Below are 20,588 nucleotides of genomic sequence, written 5' to 3'. Positions count from 1 at the left end.
CCGGTCCGCGTGGGGTCGTCGTGTTTAGCGCACCCGGGCGAGAGTGAGGCCGTCCGCGATCGGCAGCATCACCGGATCCACCCGTACGTCGGCCAGGACCTCGTCGTTGAACGCGGCGATGGCCCGATCGTTGGCGTCCCGCGGGGCGATCACCCGACCGCCGCGCAGCACGTTGTCGACAGCGATCACCCCGCCCGGACGCATCCGGGGCACCAGCTCCGCCCAGTACACCGGGTAGCCAGTCTTGTCCGCGTCGATGAACGCGAAGTCCAGGAAGCGCTCGTTCGGCAGCTCCCGCAGCGTCTCCCCGGCCGGGCCGATACGCAGGTCGATCCGGTCCTGCACGCCGGCGCGGGCCCAGTAGCGCCGGGCAATGCCGGTGAACTCCTCGGAGATGTCGAAGCAGGTAAGCCGCCCACCCTCGGGCAGCCCACGCGCGATGGCCAGTGACGACAGCCCGGTGAACGTGCCGACCTCGACGGCCTGCCGCACGTCGAGCAGCCGGGTGAGGAACGTGAGGAAGGCGGCCTGCTCCGGCGCCACCTGCATGGTGGCGTGCTCCGGCAGCACCGACCGGGTCTCCTCGGCCAGGTCCCGGATGATCTCGTCCGGCGGGGCGCCGTGCGCGACCAGGTACGCGTGCAGCTCGTCGGTGAGCGGAATCGACTTGGTTGTCATGACCGGACGTTACCGAGCGGCTCCACGGATTGGCCGCCCGGCGCGACCTTCGTCCACAGGTCGGTGATCCTCAGATCCAACTCGGCGAGGAGCCGGCGCAGCAGCGGCATCGACAGCCCGACAACCGTGCCCGGGTCACCCTCGATCCGCTCCACGAACGGCCCGCCCAGCCCGTCGATCGTGAACGCGCCGGCCACCGCCAACGGTTCACCGGTGGCCACGTACGCGGCGATCTCGTCGTCGCTGATGTCCGCGAAGTGAACGGTCGTCGAGGCCACCGCCTCCGCGCGCCGTCCGGCGGCCATGTCGATCAGGCAGTGCCCGCTGTGCAGAACGCCGCTGCGTCCCCGCATCCGCAGCCACCGCCGGGTCGCCTCCGCCGGGTCGGCCGGCTTGCCGAGGATCTCCCCGTCGAACGCCAGCACCGAGTCACAGCCGATCACCAGCGTCCGCTGGTCGACGTCGGCGTTCAGCCGGGTCAGCACGGCCTGCGCCTTGAGCCGCGCCAACTCCAGGCACAGATCCTCGGCCCGGTCGGTCACCACAAGCGACTCATCCACCCCACTGACCAGCACGTCCGGCTCGATGCCGGCGGCCTGGAGAGACTTACGACGGGCAGGGCTCGCCGAGGCGAGCACGAGGCGGAGCGGCAGAGATTCAGACACGACCCCGACGGTACCGGCTGCGGGGCTGCCCGGCGTGGGCCGACGCCCACTGGCGCGCTCCGGCCTCCCGTACCCCTTCGCGCTCGGGTCGGTCAGCGACTGATCCTGGGCGGCGGATCATCACCGCGCCGACGACGTCGCACCACCAACGCCCAACCGACGCCAGCGGCCACGATCACCGCGAGAGTGACCAGGCCACGAACGGTCGCACCATCGTCGTCATCACCAGGACGAGCGCCAGCCGTCGTACTCGCCCCAGCACCGGCCGGAGCGCTCGCCGACTTAAAACCCAATGGGGGTACGTCTGCCGTCAGCGCCGCCACAAGATCGATCACGCCGTACCCGTACTCGTCGTCACGACCAGGCGGACCCTTGTCGACGGCCGTGGCCGTGAGTCGATGCGCGACCTCCCGCGCCGGCAGGTAGGGGTACTTCGACCTGATCAACGCCGCAGCCCCCGCCACGATCGCTGTCGCGTCCGAGGTGCCGGTGCCTTTCCGGTACTTGCCGTTGATGCTCGTGCTGTAGATGTCGACCGCTGGCGCAACCACATCAATTTCCGGCCCGGTCACGGACATGGCAGCACGGTTTCCATTGCGATCGATTCCGCCGACGGCAATGACACCCGGGTATGAGGCCGGAAAGCTGACGTACCGGTCACGTGGAAGATTGCCTGCCGCCGCGATCATAAGGACGTCCGCCTGTATGGCACTTTCCACGGCTTTCTGTAGATTCCGATTCGGGCCAGCGACAGAAGAGATGCTGATGATTTTGGCCCCGCGAGAAACAGCATACTCGATTCCCGCAGCAAGGTCGTCGCTGTCGCCTTCTTCATCCGCCACCTGGATCCGAATAGGCAGAAGGCTGGATCCTGGGGCGATGCCAAGCGCTCCTTTGTTGTCGCCACGTCCATGGGCAGCGATCAGGCCCGCCATTCCAGTGCCATGGCTACTTGAATCGGTTTTACCGTCGCCAGTGTTGTCGGAAGTGATGTCTGTGCCGGAAAGCAGGTTGCTCCGCAGATCGGGGTGATCGTAAACGCCGGTGTCTGGCACTGCCACGATAACCCCACTGCCTCGACTGATCTTCTGCGCATCCCTTACATGAAGATAGCCCAGATGCCACTGATCGCCGCGAATTCTCTCGATTTCTTGAGCTTCAGGTGCGGCATTTGCGTCTGTTGCCAGCGGGAGTTGCAGTACGACGGCCGCGGCGCTCGCACTGACTATGGCCCTCCAGGCGGCATGTGGCTTATCGGTCAAAGCCGATGGCAGGGCCGGGGTCGATCGGACCCTGCTTGTCTGGCGGACGGACCACTGGCTCGACACCCTGCTCAGTTTCCCAGGGGTGATCAGGGTCCCACGGACGGCTCTTATCCCGGTCGCTTTCCCGTGGAGTCGGACGAGGCACGCCACCGCCTGGGCTCATGTTCGGGGCTCCACCGAATGGCGTGAACCCGCTTGAGAGGCCGACATTACGACCGCTGCCCGGCCTCGATCCCGCTCCGCCTGTAGGTCCGGTGCCGGCACCTCCGCCACCTATCACGCCGCCCACCGGGTTAATGCGACGAGGTGATGTGCTCGCACCTGGCTGACCAATTCCGGCCCCGGGTATCCCCCCGATCAGACCACCAGGCAGCATTGAACGCGGTTGCGCTGGCGACGTTGCATGTGGTGGTGCATTGCCTCCGGTCGGGCGGTCGATCTGAGGGAGGTGCGAATCAGCGGCTCTCGAAGGTCCAGCAATGGGGGCGACTTTAGGTGAGAGTGGTTGCGGTCCGAGGATGGATGTTGATCCTGCCAGCGTTGGTGGCGTGGACCCAAGACCTGAGCCGGCGTTCGTCACTGCGCCAGGTGACCCGCCGCTTGCAGCGCCAAGTATGGGCCCAGCGCCTGGAACATTCGGCATGGAAACGGGCTCGGTTGTTATGGCCGATCTGCCTCCGGCAGGTTTCCGCGCCGGGACGGGCACGATCGGGGGAATGAGTGGTCCCATACTTTCGCCGTAGACATCCGGGTTCGCCTGGTCAGCGACTGGTTTGCCTTTCGGTGGCGGCGGTGGTTTTTGGAGGGTTGCTTGGGCTTGTTGGAGTTCGCCGCTGAGGCCGAACATCATGCGCCGCGCCTGCACGTTCAGCCGTTCCAGTTCCGCGTCGGTCACAGGTGGCTCGGTGACCCGGTTCCCCATGATCGCCTTAGGGTCGGCCGCCGTCGTCTCGTACGCCTGCTTCTGCTGGAGTTTGTCCGCGTACTCCTCGTAGATCTTGCGGAGCGCGGCGCGGGTGGTGCCGATGGCCTGGGTGGCGGCGGACAGCGCGGTGTAGTTGGCGGCGGCGGCGTCGTGGGTGTGCCGGACCTTGTCGATGAGTTCGTCGAGTTGGGCGAGGTACGTGCGGGAGGCGGCGCTGGTTTCGGGGGGCCAGGCCGTGGCGAGCCCTCGCCGGTATTCCTGGAGCCGCCCGAGGTGGATCTGTGCCAGGTCGCAGACCTTGCGCCAGCCGGCGACCTGTTTCCAGTGGTTGGCGGTGTCGTGGTCCTGGAGGCACGCCCACATGCTGTTGACGTCCATGAGCTGCCAGTTGGTGCCGGCGGTGCGGCTGTTGCCCCGTTCGTTCATGGGAGCACCACCGGCCCGGTGGGGTCGCTGAGCATCGGTGTGGGCGCGGGGGTGTCGGGCAGTACGGCGCCCGGGTCGGCGAGGGCCTGTCGCACGTCGACGACCCGGGCGGCGGAGAAGGCGTCGGTGTCGGCGTACCGGGTGGCGACGCGGTCGGCGGCTGCGGCGAGGTGGCCGGTGGCGCCTCGGACGGCGTACACCATGTCGGCGGTCGCCTGCTGTGTCTCGTGGTGGGCGTGCAGGAACGTGACCAGCTCGACGAAGGCGTCGCAGGGGTTGGGTATCTCGGCTGACATGTCGGCGGCGATGTACGGCAGGTGCGGCGCGTAGTTGCGTTCGACCTCGGCGGCGAGCTGGTCGGCGAAGTCCCGGAGTTGACGGATGTCAGCCTCGATACCGCCGTAGTTGCGCAGCCAGGGTGCTGGCCCGTCCTCTTCGGGGATCATCGATCCTCCCTACCGTCACCACACCGTTTCCCTGAGTGAGGTTAACGGCTTCCCGCGACCCTGGCAGCCCCCGGTGGCGGGTCGTGTCAGCGGGGCAGGCCGGCGGTGCGCCAGGTGCGGGGGCTGGCCGGCCGGGCGCTGCGGGCCCAGGTGGAAACGGCCGTCGGCGCGGGGGTGGCGGCCGGCCGGGACCGGACGACGATGGCCCCCACCAGGGCAGCCAACTCCTCGGCGGTGGGCACGCCGCGGACGACCCGGAACAGCGGCTCTTCGGCAGACATGCCGCCAGGGTACGCGGCCGGAAGTTACGGGAGACGCACAGTGGCGTGCCGGCGGTGTGACGGTCGGACGGTCCGGGTACCGTCTCACCGATGTCGAACGCGCTTCCCCAACTCGTCGCTGACCGATACCGGCTTCTGTCGCCGCTCGGCCAGGGCGGCATGGGCCGGGTGTGGAAGGCGCGCGACGAGGTGCTGCACCGGGACGTGGCCATCAAGGAGTTGGTGCCGCCGCCCGGGCTCACCGACGAGGAACGCCGCGAGATGCGGGAACGCTCTCTGCGGGAGGCGCGGGCCATCGCCCGGCTCAACCACGCCAACGTCGTGCGCATCTTCGACGTGCTACGCACCGACGGCGATCCGTGGATCGTCATGGAGTACGTGGCGTCGAAATCGTTGCAGGACACGCTCGCCGAGGACGGCCCGGTGCCGGTGGCCCGCGCGGTCGAGATCGGCCTCGGTGTGCTGGGCGCCCTGAACGCGGCCCACAAGGCGGGCGTCATGCACCGCGACGTGAAGCCGGGCAACGTGCTGCTCGGCGAGGACGGCCGGGTGGTGTTGACCGATTTCGGTCTCGCCACCATTCCGGGCGACCCGAACGTCACCCGCACCGGCATGGTCCTCGGCTCGCCCGCGTACATCTCGCCGGAGCGGGCCCGGGACGGCACCGCCGGGCCGGAGGCCGACCTGTGGTCGCTGGGCGCGACGCTCTACGCGGCCGTCGAGGGCAAGTCGCCGTACGCCCGGCCGTCGGCGATCGGCACCCTGGCCGCGCTGGCCACCGAGCCGATCCCGCCGCCGAAGAACGCCGGCCCGCTCAAGGCCGTGCTCAACGGGCTGCTGCGTAAGGACCCGAACGAGCGGATCAACGCCGAGGTGGCGGAACGGCTGCTGCGCCGCGCCGGCGGCAAGCGGTCGCGCTCGATCTCGCTGCTCGATGGCGTACGCCGGCCCGGTCCGAATGGTCCGCGCGAGCCGCGCGTGCCGGTCGTGCCGGCCCCGCGCCCCGCCGAGGATTCCTCGAACCGGCCGGTGTCGCCGCCGCCCGTCGCGGAGACCTCCGCCGACGCGACGCCGACGGCCACCGTGCCGTCCGGTGCCGACGCCGAGCCGACCGCACTGGTGCCGGCTGAGCCCACCGCGACGATCGACCCGCCAGCCACGCCCGACGCCGACCCCACCGCGCCCGTCACGGCCGCGGCCAGCACCTCCGGCGGGGGTACGACGAACGACGCCGACGACGACGAGCCGACAGTCGTGGACGGTCCACCGGTGGCGCCTGAGCAGCGCAAACCGTCGACCCCGACGTCGGTGATGCCCCCGGTGAGTCCGGCCGGGCGTGCGGCGGTGCCGCCGTCGGACGGCACGAAACCGAACAACACCCGGCGCAACCTCCTGATCGGCGCCCTGGTGGCCGTGCTGCTGATCGGCCTCGTGGTGATCGTTCCGATGCTCACCAAGGGCGACGACGACACTCCGCAGGCCGGCCCGACGGGGGCTGCCGCGACGTCCGCGCCGGCGCCGACGAGCGCCCCGGCGGCGCCCGCGCCGACGAGCGGCCCTCCCAGCCCGACCGCATCGGCCACGCCGTCGGTCGACCCCAACGCGCTGCCGGCTGGCTGGAAGCTGCACAAGGACCCGGCAGGCTTCACCCTGCCGATCCCCGACGGGTGGGTGCGCAGCCAGCCCAAGAGCGACCAGGTCGTCTTCGACCAGTCCAACGGGCCGGGCGAGCTGCTGGTGCAGTGGACCCCGAACCCGAAGAAGGACGCGTACGTCGACTGGCAGAGCATCGAGGGTGGCCGCAAGAACCTCGTCAACGACTACCAGCTCATTGGCATCAAGCGGTGCACCTTCTGGAAGACGTGTGCCGACTGGGAGTGGCTGGAGACCCGGGACGGGCAACGGATCCACGTCCGCAACCGGGGCTTCGTGACGGCCAGCAACCGCGGGTACGCCATGCGGTGGGAGATCGCGGAGAAGGACTGGCAGGCCAACCTGCCGAACTTCGACCGGATCGCCAAGGGTTTCGTGCCCGACCGCAAGGACTGAAATTGATTCGCATGACCTTCCGTCGTCCGGGGTAATTGACCTTCGACGACGGAAGGAGGTACGACATGGGTTACCGACGGAGGGATGCTCGGCCCCGGCTGGCACTGTGGATGCTCGTCGCGTTCGGCGACGCGGTTCTGCTGCTGGTTGCCGTGGGGGTTCCGGCGTTCATCGCACTGCTCAGCGTCGTGGCCGTTGCCGTCTGCGGGGTCGGCGCGTGGCGGCTGACCCGGCGGGGTGCGCTGACTCCCGATGAGACTCCAGTGCCGGCGATGAGCCGACGGCGAGCCTGACCCGAAACCGATTGTGTGGCGGCAGCCGGACCGATTGTCGACCGTGTGGTGACCGTCGATCCCGCTGCCGCCAACGGCTCGGTCAGGTGTTGTTGGCCAGTGCGATCAGCCGACTGCGGTCACCGTTCCAGTAGTTGCGGTCCACGTTGCCGCTGATCCCGGAGACGGCTCCCGTGCTGGTGTACTGCCAGAAGCTCCACACCGACGCGCCGGCCGGCAGGGCGCCCGGCGCGCTCGCCCAGCGGGCCAGCCAGAGCGGGTGGTTCGCCCACGGGCCGGTCCAGCTGCCGGTGCACTGGTTCCACCAGCTCGCGGTGGTGTAGATGACCGCGTACCGGCCGGTGCGCGAGCGGTAGGTGTTCAGGAAGTCCTGGATCCAGTTGCGCATCCCGGTGGTGCTCAGGCCGTAGCAGTAGCCACCGGCGTACGGGTTGCCCTCGATGTCCAGCGCCGCCGGCAGGGTGCGGCTGTCCGCCGACCACGCGCCACCGTTGGACGCCAGGTAGTTGGCCTGGGTGGAGCCGGCGGAGATGTTCGGCCGGGCGAAGTGGTACGCCCCGCGGATCACCCCGGCGTTGTACGCGTTGACGTAGTTCGTGTTGAAGCGCGGGTCCTTGTAGCTGGTGCCCTCGGTCGCCTTGATGAAGGCGAACTGGATGCCCGCGTTGCGGACGCTGGTCCAGTTGATGGCGCCCTGGTAGTTGGATACGTCGACACCCGGTGTGGTGGCGGCGGCCGCCGGTCCGGCGGTTGCGACCAGGGCCGCCGCCGCGGTGGCGAGGACGGTGAGGCCGGCCGCGAGTGCGCGGCGCAGCGATGATCGGGTACGGGCCATGAGTGCCTCCAAGGACGTCGTTCTATCGACACCCATCTTTGGAGGTAAGTGCCCTAGATCACAAGAGCGGCTGAAAAAAGCTTCATGGACGGGGCGTACGAGAGCTGCGCCAGGGCGGCACGGGTCAGCGCAGGGTGGCCGGGTCGAGCTGCCAACGGAACGGCTCCACGACGGTCAGCGTCTCGCCGGGTTTGGCCACCTGGTCCTCGACGTAGTGCTCACCGTCCAGCCGGAACAGCCGCAACGAGTGACCGTCCCCCGTCCTGCTCGACGAGCAGATACCAGGGGATTCGCGCGATGGCGTAGAGCTGCATCTTGACCAGCCGGTCGGCAGCCGCGTTGCCGGGCGAGACGATCCCGCAGACGAGCACCACCTCGGCGGCCTCCACTGCCGTGCCCTCGTCGTCGGTGTCCGCGACAACCACATCGGGGATGACGATCCGATCCACCCCGAGCCGAACGTTGACGGCCTCGAAGACGAGGAGGGGTTGCGGTCGCACCGCTCGACGCAGGCTGTAGACGAGTTCCCACGACACCAACTGGTGCCGCTTGCTCGGGGCAGGGCTCACGATCAGGCTTCCGTCGAGCAGCTCGATCCGGTCCGGGGTCTCACCCAGGGCGAAGTAGTCGGCCTCGGTCCAGAGCCCGACGTGGTGTCCCAGGGGTTCCGCCCTCACCGGCGCTCACCTCCCGCTTCACTCGCCACCCGATCAGTCTCACAGGATACGAGCCGACGCCTCGGCAGCGACACGGAACGCCGCCGGTAGGCTCGCGCCCCATGATGTCGATCGACGGGCTGGGCGACATGTGGGAAACGCTGTTCGACGCGCAGCCGGACCCGCCCCCGCTGCTGGTACTGATCACCGCGGCCGTCGCGCTGGTGGTGGTGTCCACGCGTCTGCCGTGGCGGATCGCCCGCAACGCCATCACCATCGCCCACGAGGGCGGGCACGCGCTCGTCGCCCTGCTCACCGGCCGCAAGCTGCGCGGAATCCGGCTGCACTCGGACACGTCTGGGCTGACGCTCTCCGCCGGTCGACCCACCGGACCTGGCATGATCCTGACCCTGCTCGCCGGCTACGTCGCCCCGCCGCTTGTCGGGTTGGCAGGCGCCTGGTTGCTCGGCGGCAACCGGATCACCCTGCTGCTCTGGGTGGCGGTGGCACTGCTGCTCGCCATGCTCGTCATGATCCGCAACGCCTTCGGCGTGGTGTCGTTGCTGGTCACCGGCGCGCTGGTGTTCGCCGTCTCCTGGTACGCGACGCCGCAGGTCCAGGCCGCGTTCGCGTACGCCGGGGTGTGGTTCCTGCTGCTCGGTGGGGTGCGGCCGGTGGTGGAGCTGCAACGGCTGCGCTCGCGCGGCCGGATGCCCGCCTCGGACGCCGACCAGCTCGCCGGGCTGACCCCGTTCCCGGCGTTCTTCTGGGTCATGGTCTTCGCCCTGGTCAACGTCGCAGCCCTGGCCACCGGCGCCCTGTTGTTGGCGGGCCCGATCCTCACCAGCGCCGGCCTGACCCTCTAGCCGCACCGGGCAGAATGGGGCCATGCGATACGTGATCATCGGGGCCGGCGCGGTTGGCGGAACGATCGGGGCACGGCTGGCCGAGGCCGGCCGCGACGTGACGCTTGTGGCCCGCGGGACGCACCTGGAAGCGATCCGCGATCGAGGCCTGACCCTGCGCCAGCCCGACGGTGACATCACCGTCCGGCTCGACGCCGTGGACCGGCCCGGTGACCGTCCCCTGCCCGCCGACACGGTTCTGGTCCTCACCGTGAAGTCGCAGGACACCGCCGGGGCGTTGGCCGCCTGGGTGGACGCGCCGGTGGCCGGCGGCGGTACGGCGGGCGAGCGGTTGCCGCTCGTCACCGCGCAGAACGGGGTGGCGAACGAGCGGGCCGCGCTACGGCTCTTCGCCGACGTGCACCCCGTCTGCGTCTGGTTGCCGGCCACCCACCTGCAACCGGGAGTGGTGGTGGCAAACGGGTATCCGCATCCGGGGATGCTCCACATCGGGCGGTACCCGGACGGTGCCGACGACACCGACCGGGCCGTCGCCGCCGACCTGACCGCCGCCGGATTCGTCGCGCCAGTACGCGAGGACGTGCTGCGCTGGAAGTACGGCAAGCTGCTCAGCAACCTCGGCAACGGCCTCCAGGCGCTGCTCGGGCAGGACATCCCCGACGCGCTTGCCGAGCGGGTACGCGCCGAGGGCGTCGCCGTACTCGCCGCAGCGGGCATCGCGCACACCTCCCCGCAGGAGGAGAAGGCCGAACGCGGCGACCTGGTCGGGCAGCGCCCGGTGGCCGGCGAGGCCCGATCCGGCGGCTCCACCTGGCAGAGCCTCGCCCGGCGCACCGGCTCAACGGAGGTCGACCACCTCAACGGGGAGGTCGTCCTGCTCGGTCGGCTGCACGGCGTACCGACGCCGGCCAACGCGGCGGTGCAGCGGGCGGTACGGCGGGCCGCCCGGGAGCGGATCCCGGCCGGCGAGTTCCCGCTCGCCGAGCTGGAGAAGATGATCGCCTGACCGGGGCAACCGACGGCCCTGCCCGGCGCGTGTTCCCTGCGACCGACACGGGGAGGTAGCGGGGTGCCGGACGTCGACGGGTTCGACGAGTTCTACCGGGGGAGCCGACAACGGCTGCTCGGTTTCGTCTACGCCCTCACCGGCGACCGGGTGGAGGCTCAGGACGCGGTGCAGGAGGCGTACATCCGGGCCTGGCAGCGCTGGTCGACGATCAGCGGGTACGACGACCCGGAGGCGTGGGTACGGGTGGTGGCCAGCCGGATCGCGGTCAGCCGCTGGCGCAGCCTGCGCAGCCGCGCCCGCGCGTACCTGCGGCACGGGGCCACCGAGACGGTCCCCGGGCCGGGCACCGACACCGTCGAGGTGGTCGCCGCGCTGCGCCTACTGCCCGAGGAGCAGCGCACCGCCATCGCCCTGTACTACCTGGTGGGCATGCCGGTCGCCGAGGTGGCGCGGGAGACCGCGGCCCCGGTGGGCACGGTCAAGGCCCGACTCTCCCGGGGGCGTACCGCGCTCGCCGCCCTGCTCGCCGTCTCTGACCGCAAGGAGGCCACCGATGCGTGACGACTTGACGATCGTCGAACAGATCCAGCGGGAGCTGGCTGACGTGCGCTGGCCCGAGCCGGCGGAGATCCGCGCCCGGGCCCGCCGCCGCAGCCAGCGTCGGATCGTGGCGGCCAGCGTCGTCCTGGCCGTCGCCGGGGCGTCCGCCGGGGCGGTCGCCGCGCCCCGGACGTCCCCGCCAGCGATTCAGTCGGGCGCCCCGGCGTCGCCAATGCGGCACGAGATCCCCCTCGACGCGCTGCTGCAGCCGGCCGACCTGCCGCAGCCGGTCTACGTACAGCTCAGCCAGTCCGGTCTCGCTGAGCCGGTCCGGCTGGAGAACACACTCGGCTACTGCCGGACGAGCCAGGGGCGATCGGACGGCTGGCAGGCGTCGATCGTGTCCCGTTCACAGACCCTCATGCGCAAGCATGCTCCGGGTGACCTGGTGGAGGGCGACGCGCTGATGATGCAGGACCTCTACCGGCTGGAGCCCGAGACGGCCAGGCAGGTCCTCGCCGGTCTGGACGACGTGATCGCCCCGTGCACCCAGTGGCGGAGCATCGAGCAGTGGCAGACACCGGACAGCCCGCACACGATGGAGGTGGTCCACCGGTGGGCGGTGGCACGGCGGGGCTTCGCCGGGGACGACGCCGCGATCCTGCGAAACACGCTCACCGCCCCCCGGGACGTGCAGACCGGGCAGCCGTTCGCCAAGGACCCGCCGCCGGTCCTCGTGGCCGTCGTCCGCGTCGGCGACACCGTCTCGGTGCTCCGGAACCTGCAGGACGGCGGCGAACCGGAACTCGTCCAGCTCGCCGTGGCGGCGGCGGCCCGGATGTGCGTCGCCGCCAACCCGGCCTGCTGACCGTCCGCACAACTTCAGGGATGTTGCCGCCTCCCGGCGCCAGGAAGCAGCAGTTTCCCCGAAGTTGCGCGGATCAAGCGAGCAGAGCAGAAGCCGATCAGAGCGGGATGTTGCCGTGCTTCTTCGGCGGCAGCGTCTCCCGCTTGGTGCGCAGGACACGCAGCGCCCGGACGATCTGGGTGCGCGTCTCGTGCGGCGGGATCACCGAGTCGATGTACCCGCGCTCGGCTGCCACGTACGGGTTGGCCAGGGTGTCCTCGTACTCGGCGATCTTCTCGGCGCGGACCGCCGCCGGGTCTTCGGCGCCTGCCAACTCCGAGCGGTAGAGGATGTTCACCGCACCCTGCGCGCCCATCACGGCGATCTGCGCGGTGGGCCAGGCGAAGTTCAGGTCCGCGCCGAGGTGCTTGGAACCCATCACGTCGTACGCCCCGCCGTACGCCTTGCGGGTGATCACGGTGACCTTCGGGACTGTCGCCTCGGCGTACGCGTAGATGAGCTTGGCACCCCGGCGGATGATGCCGTCCCACTCCTGGCCGGTGCCGGGCAGGAAGCCGGGCACGTCCACGAAGGTCAGCACCGGGATGTTGAACGCGTCGCAGGTGCGCACGAAGCGGGCGGCCTTCTCCGAGGCGGCGATGTCCAGGGTGCCGGCGAAGTGCATCGGCTGGTTGGCGACCACGCCGACCGGGCGGCCCTCCACCCGGCCGTAGCCGACCACGATGTTCTGCGCGTAGAGCGGCTGGACCTCCAGGAACTCCCCGTCGTCCAGGACGTGCTCGATGACTGTGTGGATGTCGTACGGCTGGTTCGCCGAGTCCGGGACGAGCGTGTCCAGCTCGCGGTCCTCGTCGGTGATCGTCAGGTCGGCGGGCGCCTCGAAGACCACCGGCTCGTCGAGGTTGTTCGACGGCAGGTACGACAGCAGCGCCTTGACGTAGTCGACAGCGTCGTCCTCGTCGGTGGCGAGGTAGTGCGCGTTGCCGCTGCGGGTGTTGTGCGTTCGGGCCCCGCCCAGCTCCTCCATGCCGACGTCCTCGCCGGTCACCGTCTTGATCACGTCGGGGCCGGTGATGAACATGTGCGAGGTCTGGTCGACCATCACGGTGAAGTCGGTGACGGCCGGGGAGTAGACCGCGCCGCCGGCGCAGGGTCCCATCACCAGCGAGATCTGCGGGATGACCCCGGACGCGCGGACGTTGCGGAAGAAGATCTCCCCGTACAGGCCGAGCGACACCACGCCCTCCTGGATGCGGGCGCCACCGGAGTCGTTGATGCCCACGACCGGGCAGCCGATCTTCATGGCCAGGTCCATCACCTTGACGATCTTCTCGCCGAAGACCTCGCCGAGCGAGCCGCCGAAGACCGTGAAGTCCTGGGCGAAGACGCACACCTGCCGGCCGTCCACCGTGCCGTACCCGGTCACCACGCCATCGCCGTACGGGCGGTTGCGCTCCAGCCCGAACGCCGTGGACCGGTGCCGGGCCAGCTCGTCCAGCTCGACGAAGGAGCCCTCGTCAAGCAGCATCTCGATCCGCTCGCGGGCGGTCTTCTTGCCCCGCGCGTGCTGCTTCTCGACGGCGCGCGCCGACCCGGCGTGCACCGCCTCGTCGACCCGGCGCTCCAGGTCCGCCAGCTTGCCCGCGGTGCTGTGGATGTTGGTCCCGGTCTCGGTAGTCACCCAGGGAATATAACGATGGTTCAGGTCGACGCGGCTGTGCAGTACGCCTCAATGCCTCCCCGGGCGTCGCCGTAGGCTGACGGGATGCCGGGCTCCCCGTACACCGATCTGGATCGACCGCCGCTGTCGGCGGCCCGGCTGCGGCGCGCGCTTGTCGCGCCGAACGGGCCGTGGGCCCGCCTGGAGCTGCACGCCGAGACCGGCTCCACCAACGCGGACGTGGCCGAGGCCGCCGCGGCGGGCGAGCCGGAGGGCCTGGTGGTGGTCGCGGAACGGCAGACCGCCGGCCGTGGTCGACGCGGCCGGGTCTGGCAGTCACCGCCGCGCGCCGGAATCGCCACCAGCGTGCTGCTGCGGCCCGGCGAAGCGGTGCCGGACCGCGGCTGGGTCGCGGTGCCATCCACGGCGTACGGGTGGCTGCCGCTGCTCGCCGGCGTCGCGCTTGTCGACGCGGTGGCCCGGTTGGCCGAGTTGGAGGCCACCCTCAAGTGGCCCAACGACCTGCTCATCGGCGACGCCAAGTGCGCCGGCGTGCTGGCCGAGGCGGTGCCCGGGCGCTCTTCGGCCCAACCGCCGGCCATCGTCCTCGGCGTCGGCCTCAACGTGACCCTGCGCGCCGACGAGTTGCCGGTGAACCCGACCGGGCTGCCGGCCACCTCGCTGCAACTGGCCGGCGCGACGGCCACCGACCGGGATCCGCTGCTGCGGGCTCTGCTGCGGGCCCTTGCCGACTGGTACGACCGCTGGCGTTCCGCCGGCGGGGACGCCGTGGCCAGCGGCCTGCGCGACGCGTACGTGGCGGCCTGCGCGACGATCGGCCGCGAGGTACGCGTCCTGCTGCCCAACGGCGAGGACCTGACCGGCACCGCCACCGGCATCGACAACGACGGCCAGCTCCAACTGACCACCCCCACCGGAACCCGCGTCGTATCCGCCGGAGACGTCCTCCACCTCCGCTAACCCCCCGCCCCCGCCCCGCCCCCGCCCCCCTTCCGCGATCTTGCAGTTTCTGTCCCGGCGAAACGGGCAGAGGCCGCGTAACGGCGACCGAAAGTGCAAGATCGCGGGAGGTGGGGTGGGGCCGCGTGGCGGATGTTGTGGTGGGGCTTGGGGGGTTTACCGTCTGCGCGTCGAGTAAATGGCGTTGGAGGTTGTCGTGGCGTTTCCCGAAGACGTGCTCACCAAGGACGAGCACGTCGTGCTGCACCTGCACCCGCACTGGAAGGCGCTGATCCGGCCGATCGTGGTGCTGGTGCTCGCCATCGCGGCGGTGGTGGTCGGCGTGCTCCTGCTGCCCGAGACCAGCGGGGGTTCGATCGCGCTGGCCGTGATCGGCGTGATCGCCCTGGTCGCGGTGCTGTGGCTCGGTCTGTGGCCGTTCCTGGTCTGGCGGACCACCCACTACCTGTTCACCAACGAACGCGTGCTGCTCCAGCAGGGTGTCTTCTCCCGCGACCGGAGGGACCTGCCGCTCACCCGGATCAACGACCACTCGATGAACCAGCACTTCGTCGAGCGGCTGCTCGGCTGCGGCACGCTCACCATCGAGTCGGCAGGCGAACGCGGCCAGTCCGTGCTGGCCGACGTGCCGGGGGTCAGCCGGGTGCAGACCACCCTGTACGAGCTGGTCGAGGCGCAGCACGACAAGCACTCCCTGGGCGACGGGGAGATGCGCGACATCCTCGCCGACATGCGCGAGGGCAAGCCGCTGCGCGACACCACTACCTGATCCCGAACGGCTGAGATCGTTCCGGCGTACCCGCCGGGGTGGTCTCAGCCGGTCGGTCCGGCCACGGTCGGCTCGGCCCTGGTCGCGCTGGTCTCGGCCCGGTCCGCCCCGGCCCGGTCTGTCTCGGCCGGATCGTCCTCGGCCGGGCCGGGCTCGGTCGGACCGGGCTCGGTCGGGTCGTCCTCGGTCGGGCGCAGGGCGAACCAGCCACGGAACCGGGTCCGCAGCACCTCCTGCTCGGGCCGGCCGTCCGGGCCGAGGCGGAGCATGGTGCCGGTGAGGGTGGCCGTACCCAGCCCGGGGCGGGCGGTCGACGGTCGCGCGCCCATCACGTCGACCCGTACGGCGAGCCGGTCCCCGGCGCGCACCGGGGCGAGCCAGCGCAGCTCCTCCAGGCCGGGGGAGGCGTCCGCCGCCGCCCGGGACAGCAGGTGGTCGACGTACGCCCGCATGAAGAGGCTGACCGTGTAGAAGCCGCTGGCGATCACGCCACCGTGCCGGCTGGCAGCGGCCAGTTCCTGGTCGACGTGGTACCACTGCGGGTCGAAGCGGCGGGCGAAGGCGACCATCTCGTCGCCGTCCACGGTGACCACGCCGAGATCGACGGTGAGCCCCGGGACGAGGTCTTCGAAGAACAGTTCGGCGGGAGTGCCGGTGCCGGACCGGGCGGCTGGTGTCGTCACCGGCGGGGTGAGCGGCGCGTGCCGGCGTGCAGTTCGGCGGCGAGCGCCGCGTCCAGGTCGGCGGTGAGACCGGCGGTCAGCGGTGCGGGCCGGCCCTGAACGGGTGTGCCGCTCGGGTCCGGACGGTCGCTGGCCTGTGCCTCCTCCAGCTCGGTGACGGACTCGGCGAGTTCCGCGACCGGGTCCATGCCGGCCATCGTGTCCCATTCGTCGCGCGGGATGTCGTGCCAGGTCGGCTCGGGCTTGGTCTCCGCCTCGGCCGCTGCGACAGGCTGGAAGACGAACGTCCGGTAGGACCAGAACCGGAACAGTGTGGCGAGCAGGACACCCGCGGTCTTCGCCACGTTCAGGGCGAGCAGCCCGTGTACGCCGAGCCCGTACTTGGCCGCCGCCACGGCGCCGAGTTCGATAAGCAGGCCGGCACCGTTGAACAGGAAGAACAGGACGTACTCCCGGCGAAGTGCCGATTTCGGGCGATCCCGGTACGTCCAGTGGCGATTCATCAGATATGACGTGATCGTGGCGACGATTGTCGCGATCACTGTCGCCTTCAACTGACCGTTGACGAAAACGGTAAGTGCAAGGACATTGAACACCGCGTAATTGATGACGGTGTTGATGCCGCCGACGATGCCGAACTTGAGCGCCTCGTGGATGAACTTCTGCCAGCGCTCAGGCAGCAGACGGACAAGACGCATGCGAAACACCTTAGGGCAGTCGGAGAGGCCGGCGATCACCGGCTGGACGAAGGTGGGCGGCAGGTCACGCCCCGTGGTCACGGTCGTGCTTCACCTGCGGAACGGTCCGGGTTCCCGCTTCGACGAAGACGAACCGCCGGTAGGACCAGAATCGGAACAGCGTGCCGAGGCCCGTGCCGACGACGAAACTGGCGATGTTGTCGGCCAGCGGCGTCTGGAACACGGACGGCCAGATGCTGCCCAGCCCGTACCGGCTGATCGCGAGGCAGGCCACCGCGATGCCGAGACCGACTGCGTTGAAGAAGAAGAACAGCGCGTACTCCCGCGCGGGGTTGCTGCGCTGGCGGTGCCGCCACGTCCAGAACCGGTTACCGACGAAGGCGACGGTGGCCGCGATCACGGTGGAGATCGTCTTCGCGGTCACCTGCTCGACCCCGCGCACGGTGGTCAGGTAGTTGAACAGCGCGAAGTCGAGGAGGAAGGCGATCCCGCCCACCGTGGCGAACTTGCTCAACTCGCGGAAGAGGTGACCGAAGCGGTCGAGCAGCGCCCGAAGCGGACCCCGTCGGGTCTGCCGGGGGCCCGGTTGCTCCCCGGTCATCGTGGCGGCCACAGGGCCGAGCCTACCGGCTGGTGACCAGTCAGCGGGGGAGCAACGACGAGTGGGCGTCGACGCTCGTGCCGGCTGATCACCGGGTGCGCCTCCGCTGCACACAGCGTAACCAAATGGGAGGACTGACCCGCCTCCGAACGGGAATCCACGGATCGGTCGGCGGGGCAGGTCCACGACCGACCGCACCTCACGTCGGCCGGGGTACACAACAAGATTTGCGTGAAACTGCGCGGGAAAGCGGGTATCAGATCGTGATGCCGCAGCGTGGCCGTACCTTGTGCAGTTCTTCACAACCAGTCCCACTGACTCGGAAGGCTGCCCGGTTTACGCTGAGCCCAATCCCAGGTTTCCACGAAGCGACGCATCGCGCCGCTGAGACTCGTGCATCCCATAGATCGGTCAGCGTCGACCACAAGGAGATGTGTCATGGTTGCTCCGGCTGTTGTGCGGGGTATCGATCAGGCCCCGACGTCCCATCCGAAACTGCTCGCCTGGGTCCGTGAGGTCGCAGAACTGACCACCCCCGACCGGGTCGTGTGGGTGGACGGGTCCGACGAGGAGTGGCGCCGCCTCACCGATGAACTGGTCGAGGCCGGCACGCTGATCCGTTTGAACCCGGAGAAGAAGCCCAACTCGTTCTACGCGCGCACCGACCCGACGGATGTCGCCCGGGTCGAGGAGCGCACCTTCATCTGCTCCGTCGACGAGGCGGACGCCGGCCCCACCAACAACTGGATGGCGCCGGCCGAGATGAAGCGGACGATGACCGAGTTGTACCGCGGCTCGATGCGGGGCCGCACGATGTACGTCATCCCGTTCGTGATGGGCCCGGTCGAGGCCGAGAGCCCGATGTTCGGCGTCGAGATCACCGACAGCCCGTACGTGGTCGCGTCCATGCGCATCATGACCCGGATGGGCGCGAAGGTCCTCGAGGCGATGGGGAACGACGCGGACTTCGTGCACGCGTTGCACTCGATCGGCGCGCCGCTCGCCCCCGGTCAGCAGGACGTGGCCTGGCCGTGCAACGAGACCAAGTACATCTCGCACTTCCCGGAGACCCGGGAGATCTGGTCGTACGGCTCGGGTTACGGCGGCAACTCGCTGCTCGGCAAGAAGTGCTACTCGCTGCGGATCGCCAGCGTCATGGGGCGGGACGAGGGCTGGCTCGCCGAGCACATGCTGATCCTCAAGATCACCTCGCCGGAGGGCAAGGTCCACCACATCGCAGGCGCCTTCCCCTCGGCGTGCGGCAAGACCAACCTGGCGATGGTGGAGCCCACCATCCCGGGCTGGAAGGTCGAGACCATCGGCGACGACATCGCCTGGATGCGGTTCGGCCCGGACGGCCGGCTCTACGCGGTCAACCCGGAGTACGGCCTGTTCGGCGTCGCGCCCGGCACCGACTGGAAGACAAACGCCAACGCCATGCGCACGCTGGACCGGGGCAACTCGATCTTCACGAACGTGGGCCTCACCGACGACGGCGACATCTGGTGGGAGGGCATGGGTGAGCCGCCGGCGCACCTGATCGACTGGAAGGGCAACGACTGGACGCCGGAGAGCGAGGGCCTCTCCTCGCACGCCAACAGCCGGTTCTGCACCCCGATCACCCAGTGCCCGATCCTCGCCGACGAGTACTTCGACCCCAACGGGGTGCCGATCGACGCGATCCTCTTCGGCGGTCGCCGTAAGGACACCATCCCGCTGGTGACGGAGGCCCGCGACTGGGTGCACGGCGTCTACATGGGTGCGACGCTCTCGTCGGAGACGACCGCCGCCGCGTCAGGCGCGGTCGGTGTGGTCCGCCGGGACCCGATGGCGATGCTCCCGTTCATCGGCTACCACGCGGGTGACTACTTCAGGCACTGGATCGAGATGGGCAAGGGCGCCGACGGCGACGAGGCGAAACTGCCGAAGATCTACTACGTCAACTGGTTCCGCAAGGACCCGGAGGGCTCGTTCCTCTGGCCGGGCTTCGGGGAGAACTCCCGGGTGCTCAAGTGGATCGTCGAGCGGATCGAGGGCAAGGCCGACGCGGTGGAGACGCCGGTGGGCATGGTTCCGGCACCCGACGCGCTTGACGTCGAGGGCCTGGACATGACTCCGGAGGACGTCCGGATCGCGCTCAAGGTCGACCCGGAGGAGTGGCGCAACGAGCTGCCGATGATCACCGAGTGGTTCGAGAAGTTCGGTGACAAGCTGCCCGGCGTGCTGTGGGCCGAGTTGGACGCGCTGCGCGCACGCCTGGACGCCGCGCAGCCGCAGCGGTAGGTGTGAAAGACGCCCTTCGCGGGCATCATCGGATTCCATGAGGACGGCCGCCGAGACCGAGGTCCGGCGGCCGTCCGCCGTCCGGGTGCTCACCTTCCTGCTCGCGACGACCGCGGCGGCCACCGTCGTGGTCGAGCTGCTCAACTGGTGGTACGCCCCGGAGCAGGGCTTCGGGCTGGCGGTACGCACCGGCTGGGCGATGCTGCGCTCGTTCGGCTTCCTGCTGCTCATCGGGCACGTCCGGCGGGGCCGTACGGTGGCCCGCCCGTTCGGGCTGATCCTCGCGGTCACCACGATCTTCGCGGTCGGCCGGCTGATCGTGCCCCGGCAGGGCGTGCCGCCGCTGCCCGGGCTGCTCGGCTTCGGCGTCCTCACCGCGCTCTGCGTGGCGGTGGTCTGGCTGCTCTACCGTTCGTCGGCGCTGGCCGGGCACCTGGTCCGGCACCGGCCGAGGCTGGTCATCGACCGGGACGGCATCTCCTGGCGGGAAACCCCGCCGCGCCGACCGCAGGCCAGCGCCTGGCTGCTCACCAGCCGGGTGGCGGCGTTCACCTACAGCCCGCTGATGCTGGTGCCGGCGCTGGTGGCCGGCGGCTCCATCCTGGACGGCCGGCTCAGCGCCGTACCGGCGGTGCTGTTCTGGTTCGGGGCCGGCATCGCCGCCAGCTACGCGGTGCTGTTCTGCACGGCGTTCCTGATGCGCGGCAAGGACTGGGCACGCGGCCTGCTGGTCGCCGTCACTCTTGTCGTCCTCGCGGTGGACCTGCCGTTGTGCTGGTGGCTGTTGGGGGTCGACGGCCTGATCCGTGACGGTGGCCCGCTGCTCGCCGCCGCCGGGCTCACGTTCTACGGCCTGCGCCGAGCCGCCCGCGCCCCCGACGCCGCTCCGGCCTGACCGCGCCCGCGTCCCGCGCCCGCGCCCGCGTCCCGCGCCCGCGCCCCGCGCCCGCGTCCCGCGTCCCGCGTCCCGCGTCCCGCGTCCCGCGTCCCGCGTCCCGCGCCCCGCGCCCCGCGCCCCGCGCCAAGATCGTGCTCGATCCAGGAAGTAGTGGTGTCGGCGTATCGAGGAGGCCACTACTTCCTGGATCGAGCACGATCATGCGCACACGCT

General features: G+C 70.0%; 21 protein-coding genes and 2 pseudogenes. 10 read left to right on the top strand and 13 right to left on the bottom strand.

All coding sequences use genetic code 11. From position 1 onward, the window contains the following. Nucleotides 1–24: 24 nt before the first annotated feature. The 6 genes from ACZ6N8_RS02865 to ACZ6N8_RS02840 all read right to left on the bottom strand — a co-directional run bounded on the left by ACZ6N8_RS02865 (nucleotide 25) and on the right by ACZ6N8_RS02840 (nucleotide 4,686). Complete coding sequence (locus tag ACZ6N8_RS02865; protein ID WP_466007052.1) at nucleotides 25–678, bottom strand: O-methyltransferase; 654 nt, start codon at nucleotides 676–678, stop codon at nucleotides 25–27. Beyond that, nucleotides 675–1,343 carry a Maf family protein gene (locus ACZ6N8_RS02860; protein ID WP_466007051.1) on the bottom strand — a complete coding sequence of 223 codons (669 nt, stop codon included), beginning with the start codon at nucleotides 1,341–1,343 and terminating at the stop codon, nucleotides 675–677. Before ACZ6N8_RS02860 ends, ACZ6N8_RS02865 begins: the two co-directional genes overlap by 4 nt. Before the next feature lie 92 nt (nucleotides 1,344–1,435). Further along, nucleotides 1,436–2,572: a type VII secretion-associated serine protease mycosin gene (gene mycP, locus ACZ6N8_RS02855; RefSeq protein ID WP_466007293.1), complete on the bottom strand. Its 1,137-nt coding sequence runs from the start codon at nucleotides 2,570–2,572 to the stop codon at nucleotides 1,436–1,438. Nucleotides 2,573–2,594: 22 nt separating this feature from the next. Continuing rightward, a complete protein-coding gene (locus tag ACZ6N8_RS02850; protein WP_466007050.1) occupies nucleotides 2,595–3,959 on the bottom strand; it encodes a hypothetical protein in 1,365 nt (454 codons plus the stop codon). After that, nucleotides 3,956–4,405 (bottom strand): hypothetical protein, encoded by a 450-nt coding sequence (locus ACZ6N8_RS02845; protein WP_364368129.1) that lies wholly within the window; start codon nucleotides 4,403–4,405, stop codon nucleotides 3,956–3,958. Before ACZ6N8_RS02845 ends, ACZ6N8_RS02850 begins: the two co-directional genes overlap by 4 nt. Nucleotides 4,406–4,491: 86 nt before the next feature. Then, entirely contained in the window at nucleotides 4,492–4,686 is a 195-nt protein-coding gene (locus tag ACZ6N8_RS02840) for an acyl-CoA carboxylase subunit epsilon (protein WP_139585073.1), read from the bottom strand. 90 nt (nucleotides 4,687–4,776) lie between these two features. Between ACZ6N8_RS02840 and ACZ6N8_RS02835 the strand changes: the two genes are divergently transcribed. Both ACZ6N8_RS02835 and ACZ6N8_RS02830 read left to right on the top strand, forming a co-directional pair. After that, a complete protein-coding gene (locus ACZ6N8_RS02835) occupies nucleotides 4,777–6,735 on the top strand; it encodes a serine/threonine-protein kinase (protein WP_466007049.1) in 1,959 nt (652 codons plus the stop codon). Between the two features lie 65 nt (nucleotides 6,736–6,800). Further along, nucleotides 6,801–7,028 (top strand): hypothetical protein, encoded by a 228-nt coding sequence (locus ACZ6N8_RS02830; protein WP_466007048.1) that lies wholly within the window; start codon nucleotides 6,801–6,803, stop codon nucleotides 7,026–7,028. A gap of 82 nt (nucleotides 7,029–7,110) precedes the next feature. On the opposite strand, the gene ACZ6N8_RS02825 is transcribed toward ACZ6N8_RS02830, so the two are convergent. Next, nucleotides 7,111–7,863 (bottom strand): GH25 family lysozyme, encoded by a 753-nt coding sequence (locus tag ACZ6N8_RS02825; protein ID WP_466007047.1) that lies wholly within the window; start codon nucleotides 7,861–7,863, stop codon nucleotides 7,111–7,113. 124 nt (nucleotides 7,864–7,987) lie between these two features. Next, nucleotides 7,988–8,540 (bottom strand): annotated as a pseudogene (locus tag ACZ6N8_RS02820) (Uma2 family endonuclease). A gap of 101 nt (nucleotides 8,541–8,641) precedes the next feature. On the opposite strand from ACZ6N8_RS02820, the gene ACZ6N8_RS02815 reads away from it, so the two are divergent. The 4 genes from ACZ6N8_RS02815 to ACZ6N8_RS02800 all read left to right on the top strand — a co-directional run bounded on the left by ACZ6N8_RS02815 (nucleotide 8,642) and on the right by ACZ6N8_RS02800 (nucleotide 11,802). Further along, nucleotides 8,642–9,385, top strand: coding sequence for a M50 family metallopeptidase (locus ACZ6N8_RS02815; protein ID WP_466007046.1), 744 nt, complete (start codon nucleotides 8,642–8,644; stop codon nucleotides 9,383–9,385). 22 nt (nucleotides 9,386–9,407) lie between these two features. Beyond that, entirely contained in the window at nucleotides 9,408–10,391 is a 984-nt protein-coding gene (locus ACZ6N8_RS02810) for a ketopantoate reductase family protein (protein ID WP_466007045.1), read from the top strand. Nucleotides 10,392–10,454: 63 nt separating this feature from the next. Then, nucleotides 10,455–10,955: a SigE family RNA polymerase sigma factor gene (locus ACZ6N8_RS02805; protein ID WP_466007044.1), complete on the top strand. Its 501-nt coding sequence runs from the start codon at nucleotides 10,455–10,457 to the stop codon at nucleotides 10,953–10,955. After that, the gene (locus tag ACZ6N8_RS02800) at nucleotides 10,948–11,802 is read left to right on the top strand and encodes a hypothetical protein (RefSeq protein ID WP_466007043.1); all 855 of its coding nucleotides are present in this window, start codon (nucleotides 10,948–10,950) and stop codon (nucleotides 11,800–11,802) included. Before ACZ6N8_RS02805 ends, ACZ6N8_RS02800 begins: the two co-directional genes overlap by 8 nt. 97 nt (nucleotides 11,803–11,899) lie before the next feature. Here the strand turns inward: ACZ6N8_RS02800 and ACZ6N8_RS02795 are convergent, their stop codons facing one another. Beyond that, the gene (locus ACZ6N8_RS02795) at nucleotides 11,900–13,483 is read right to left on the bottom strand and encodes an acyl-CoA carboxylase subunit beta (protein ID WP_466007042.1); all 1,584 of its coding nucleotides are present in this window, start codon (nucleotides 13,481–13,483) and stop codon (nucleotides 11,900–11,902) included. Between the two features lie 84 nt (nucleotides 13,484–13,567). Here ACZ6N8_RS02795 and ACZ6N8_RS02790 point away from each other — a divergent pair, with 84 nt between their 5' ends. Together ACZ6N8_RS02790 and ACZ6N8_RS02785 are read left to right on the top strand one after the other, a co-directional pair. Beyond that, nucleotides 13,568–14,443, top strand: coding sequence for a biotin--[acetyl-CoA-carboxylase] ligase (locus ACZ6N8_RS02790; RefSeq protein WP_466007041.1), 876 nt, complete (start codon nucleotides 13,568–13,570; stop codon nucleotides 14,441–14,443). A gap of 196 nt (nucleotides 14,444–14,639) precedes the next feature. Beyond that, complete coding sequence (locus tag ACZ6N8_RS02785) at nucleotides 14,640–15,212, top strand: PH domain-containing protein (protein WP_466007040.1); 573 nt, start codon at nucleotides 14,640–14,642, stop codon at nucleotides 15,210–15,212. Nucleotides 15,213–15,256: 44 nt separating this feature from the next. Here the strand turns inward: ACZ6N8_RS02785 and ACZ6N8_RS02780 are convergent, their stop codons facing one another. From ACZ6N8_RS02780 to ACZ6N8_RS02765, 4 genes and pseudogenes are all read right to left on the bottom strand, one after another. Next, nucleotides 15,257–15,895 (bottom strand): MaoC/PaaZ C-terminal domain-containing protein, encoded by a 639-nt coding sequence (locus ACZ6N8_RS02780; RefSeq protein WP_466007039.1) that lies wholly within the window; start codon nucleotides 15,893–15,895, stop codon nucleotides 15,257–15,259. Beyond that, a complete protein-coding gene (locus ACZ6N8_RS02775; RefSeq protein WP_466007038.1) occupies nucleotides 15,892–16,593 on the bottom strand; it encodes a GtrA family protein in 702 nt (233 codons plus the stop codon). Before ACZ6N8_RS02775 ends, ACZ6N8_RS02780 begins: the two co-directional genes overlap by 4 nt. Nucleotides 16,594–16,657: 64 nt before the next feature. Next, nucleotides 16,658–17,392, bottom strand: coding sequence for a GtrA family protein (locus ACZ6N8_RS02770; RefSeq protein WP_466007291.1), 735 nt, complete (start codon nucleotides 17,390–17,392; stop codon nucleotides 16,658–16,660). 18 nt (nucleotides 17,393–17,410) lie between these two features. After that, a pseudogene (locus ACZ6N8_RS02765) lies at nucleotides 17,411–17,497 on the bottom strand (GtrA family protein); the annotation flags it as partial. Nucleotides 17,498–17,632: 135 nt separating this feature from the next. On the opposite strand from ACZ6N8_RS02765, the gene ACZ6N8_RS02760 reads away from it, so the two are divergent. Together ACZ6N8_RS02760 and ACZ6N8_RS02755 are read left to right on the top strand one after the other, a co-directional pair. Continuing rightward, the gene (locus ACZ6N8_RS02760) at nucleotides 17,633–19,477 is read left to right on the top strand and encodes a phosphoenolpyruvate carboxykinase (GTP) (RefSeq protein WP_466007037.1); all 1,845 of its coding nucleotides are present in this window, start codon (nucleotides 17,633–17,635) and stop codon (nucleotides 19,475–19,477) included. Between the two features lie 37 nt (nucleotides 19,478–19,514). Further along, nucleotides 19,515–20,372: a hypothetical protein gene (locus tag ACZ6N8_RS02755; RefSeq protein ID WP_466007036.1), complete on the top strand. Its 858-nt coding sequence runs from the start codon at nucleotides 19,515–19,517 to the stop codon at nucleotides 20,370–20,372. Nucleotides 20,373–20,588 lie beyond the last annotated feature (216 nt).

It is taken from the genome of Micromonospora sp. NPDC047521 (genome assembly GCF_055587305.1).
Note: the sequence above shows the minus strand (reverse complement) of the source record. Positions and strands in the feature narration are given on the sequence as shown.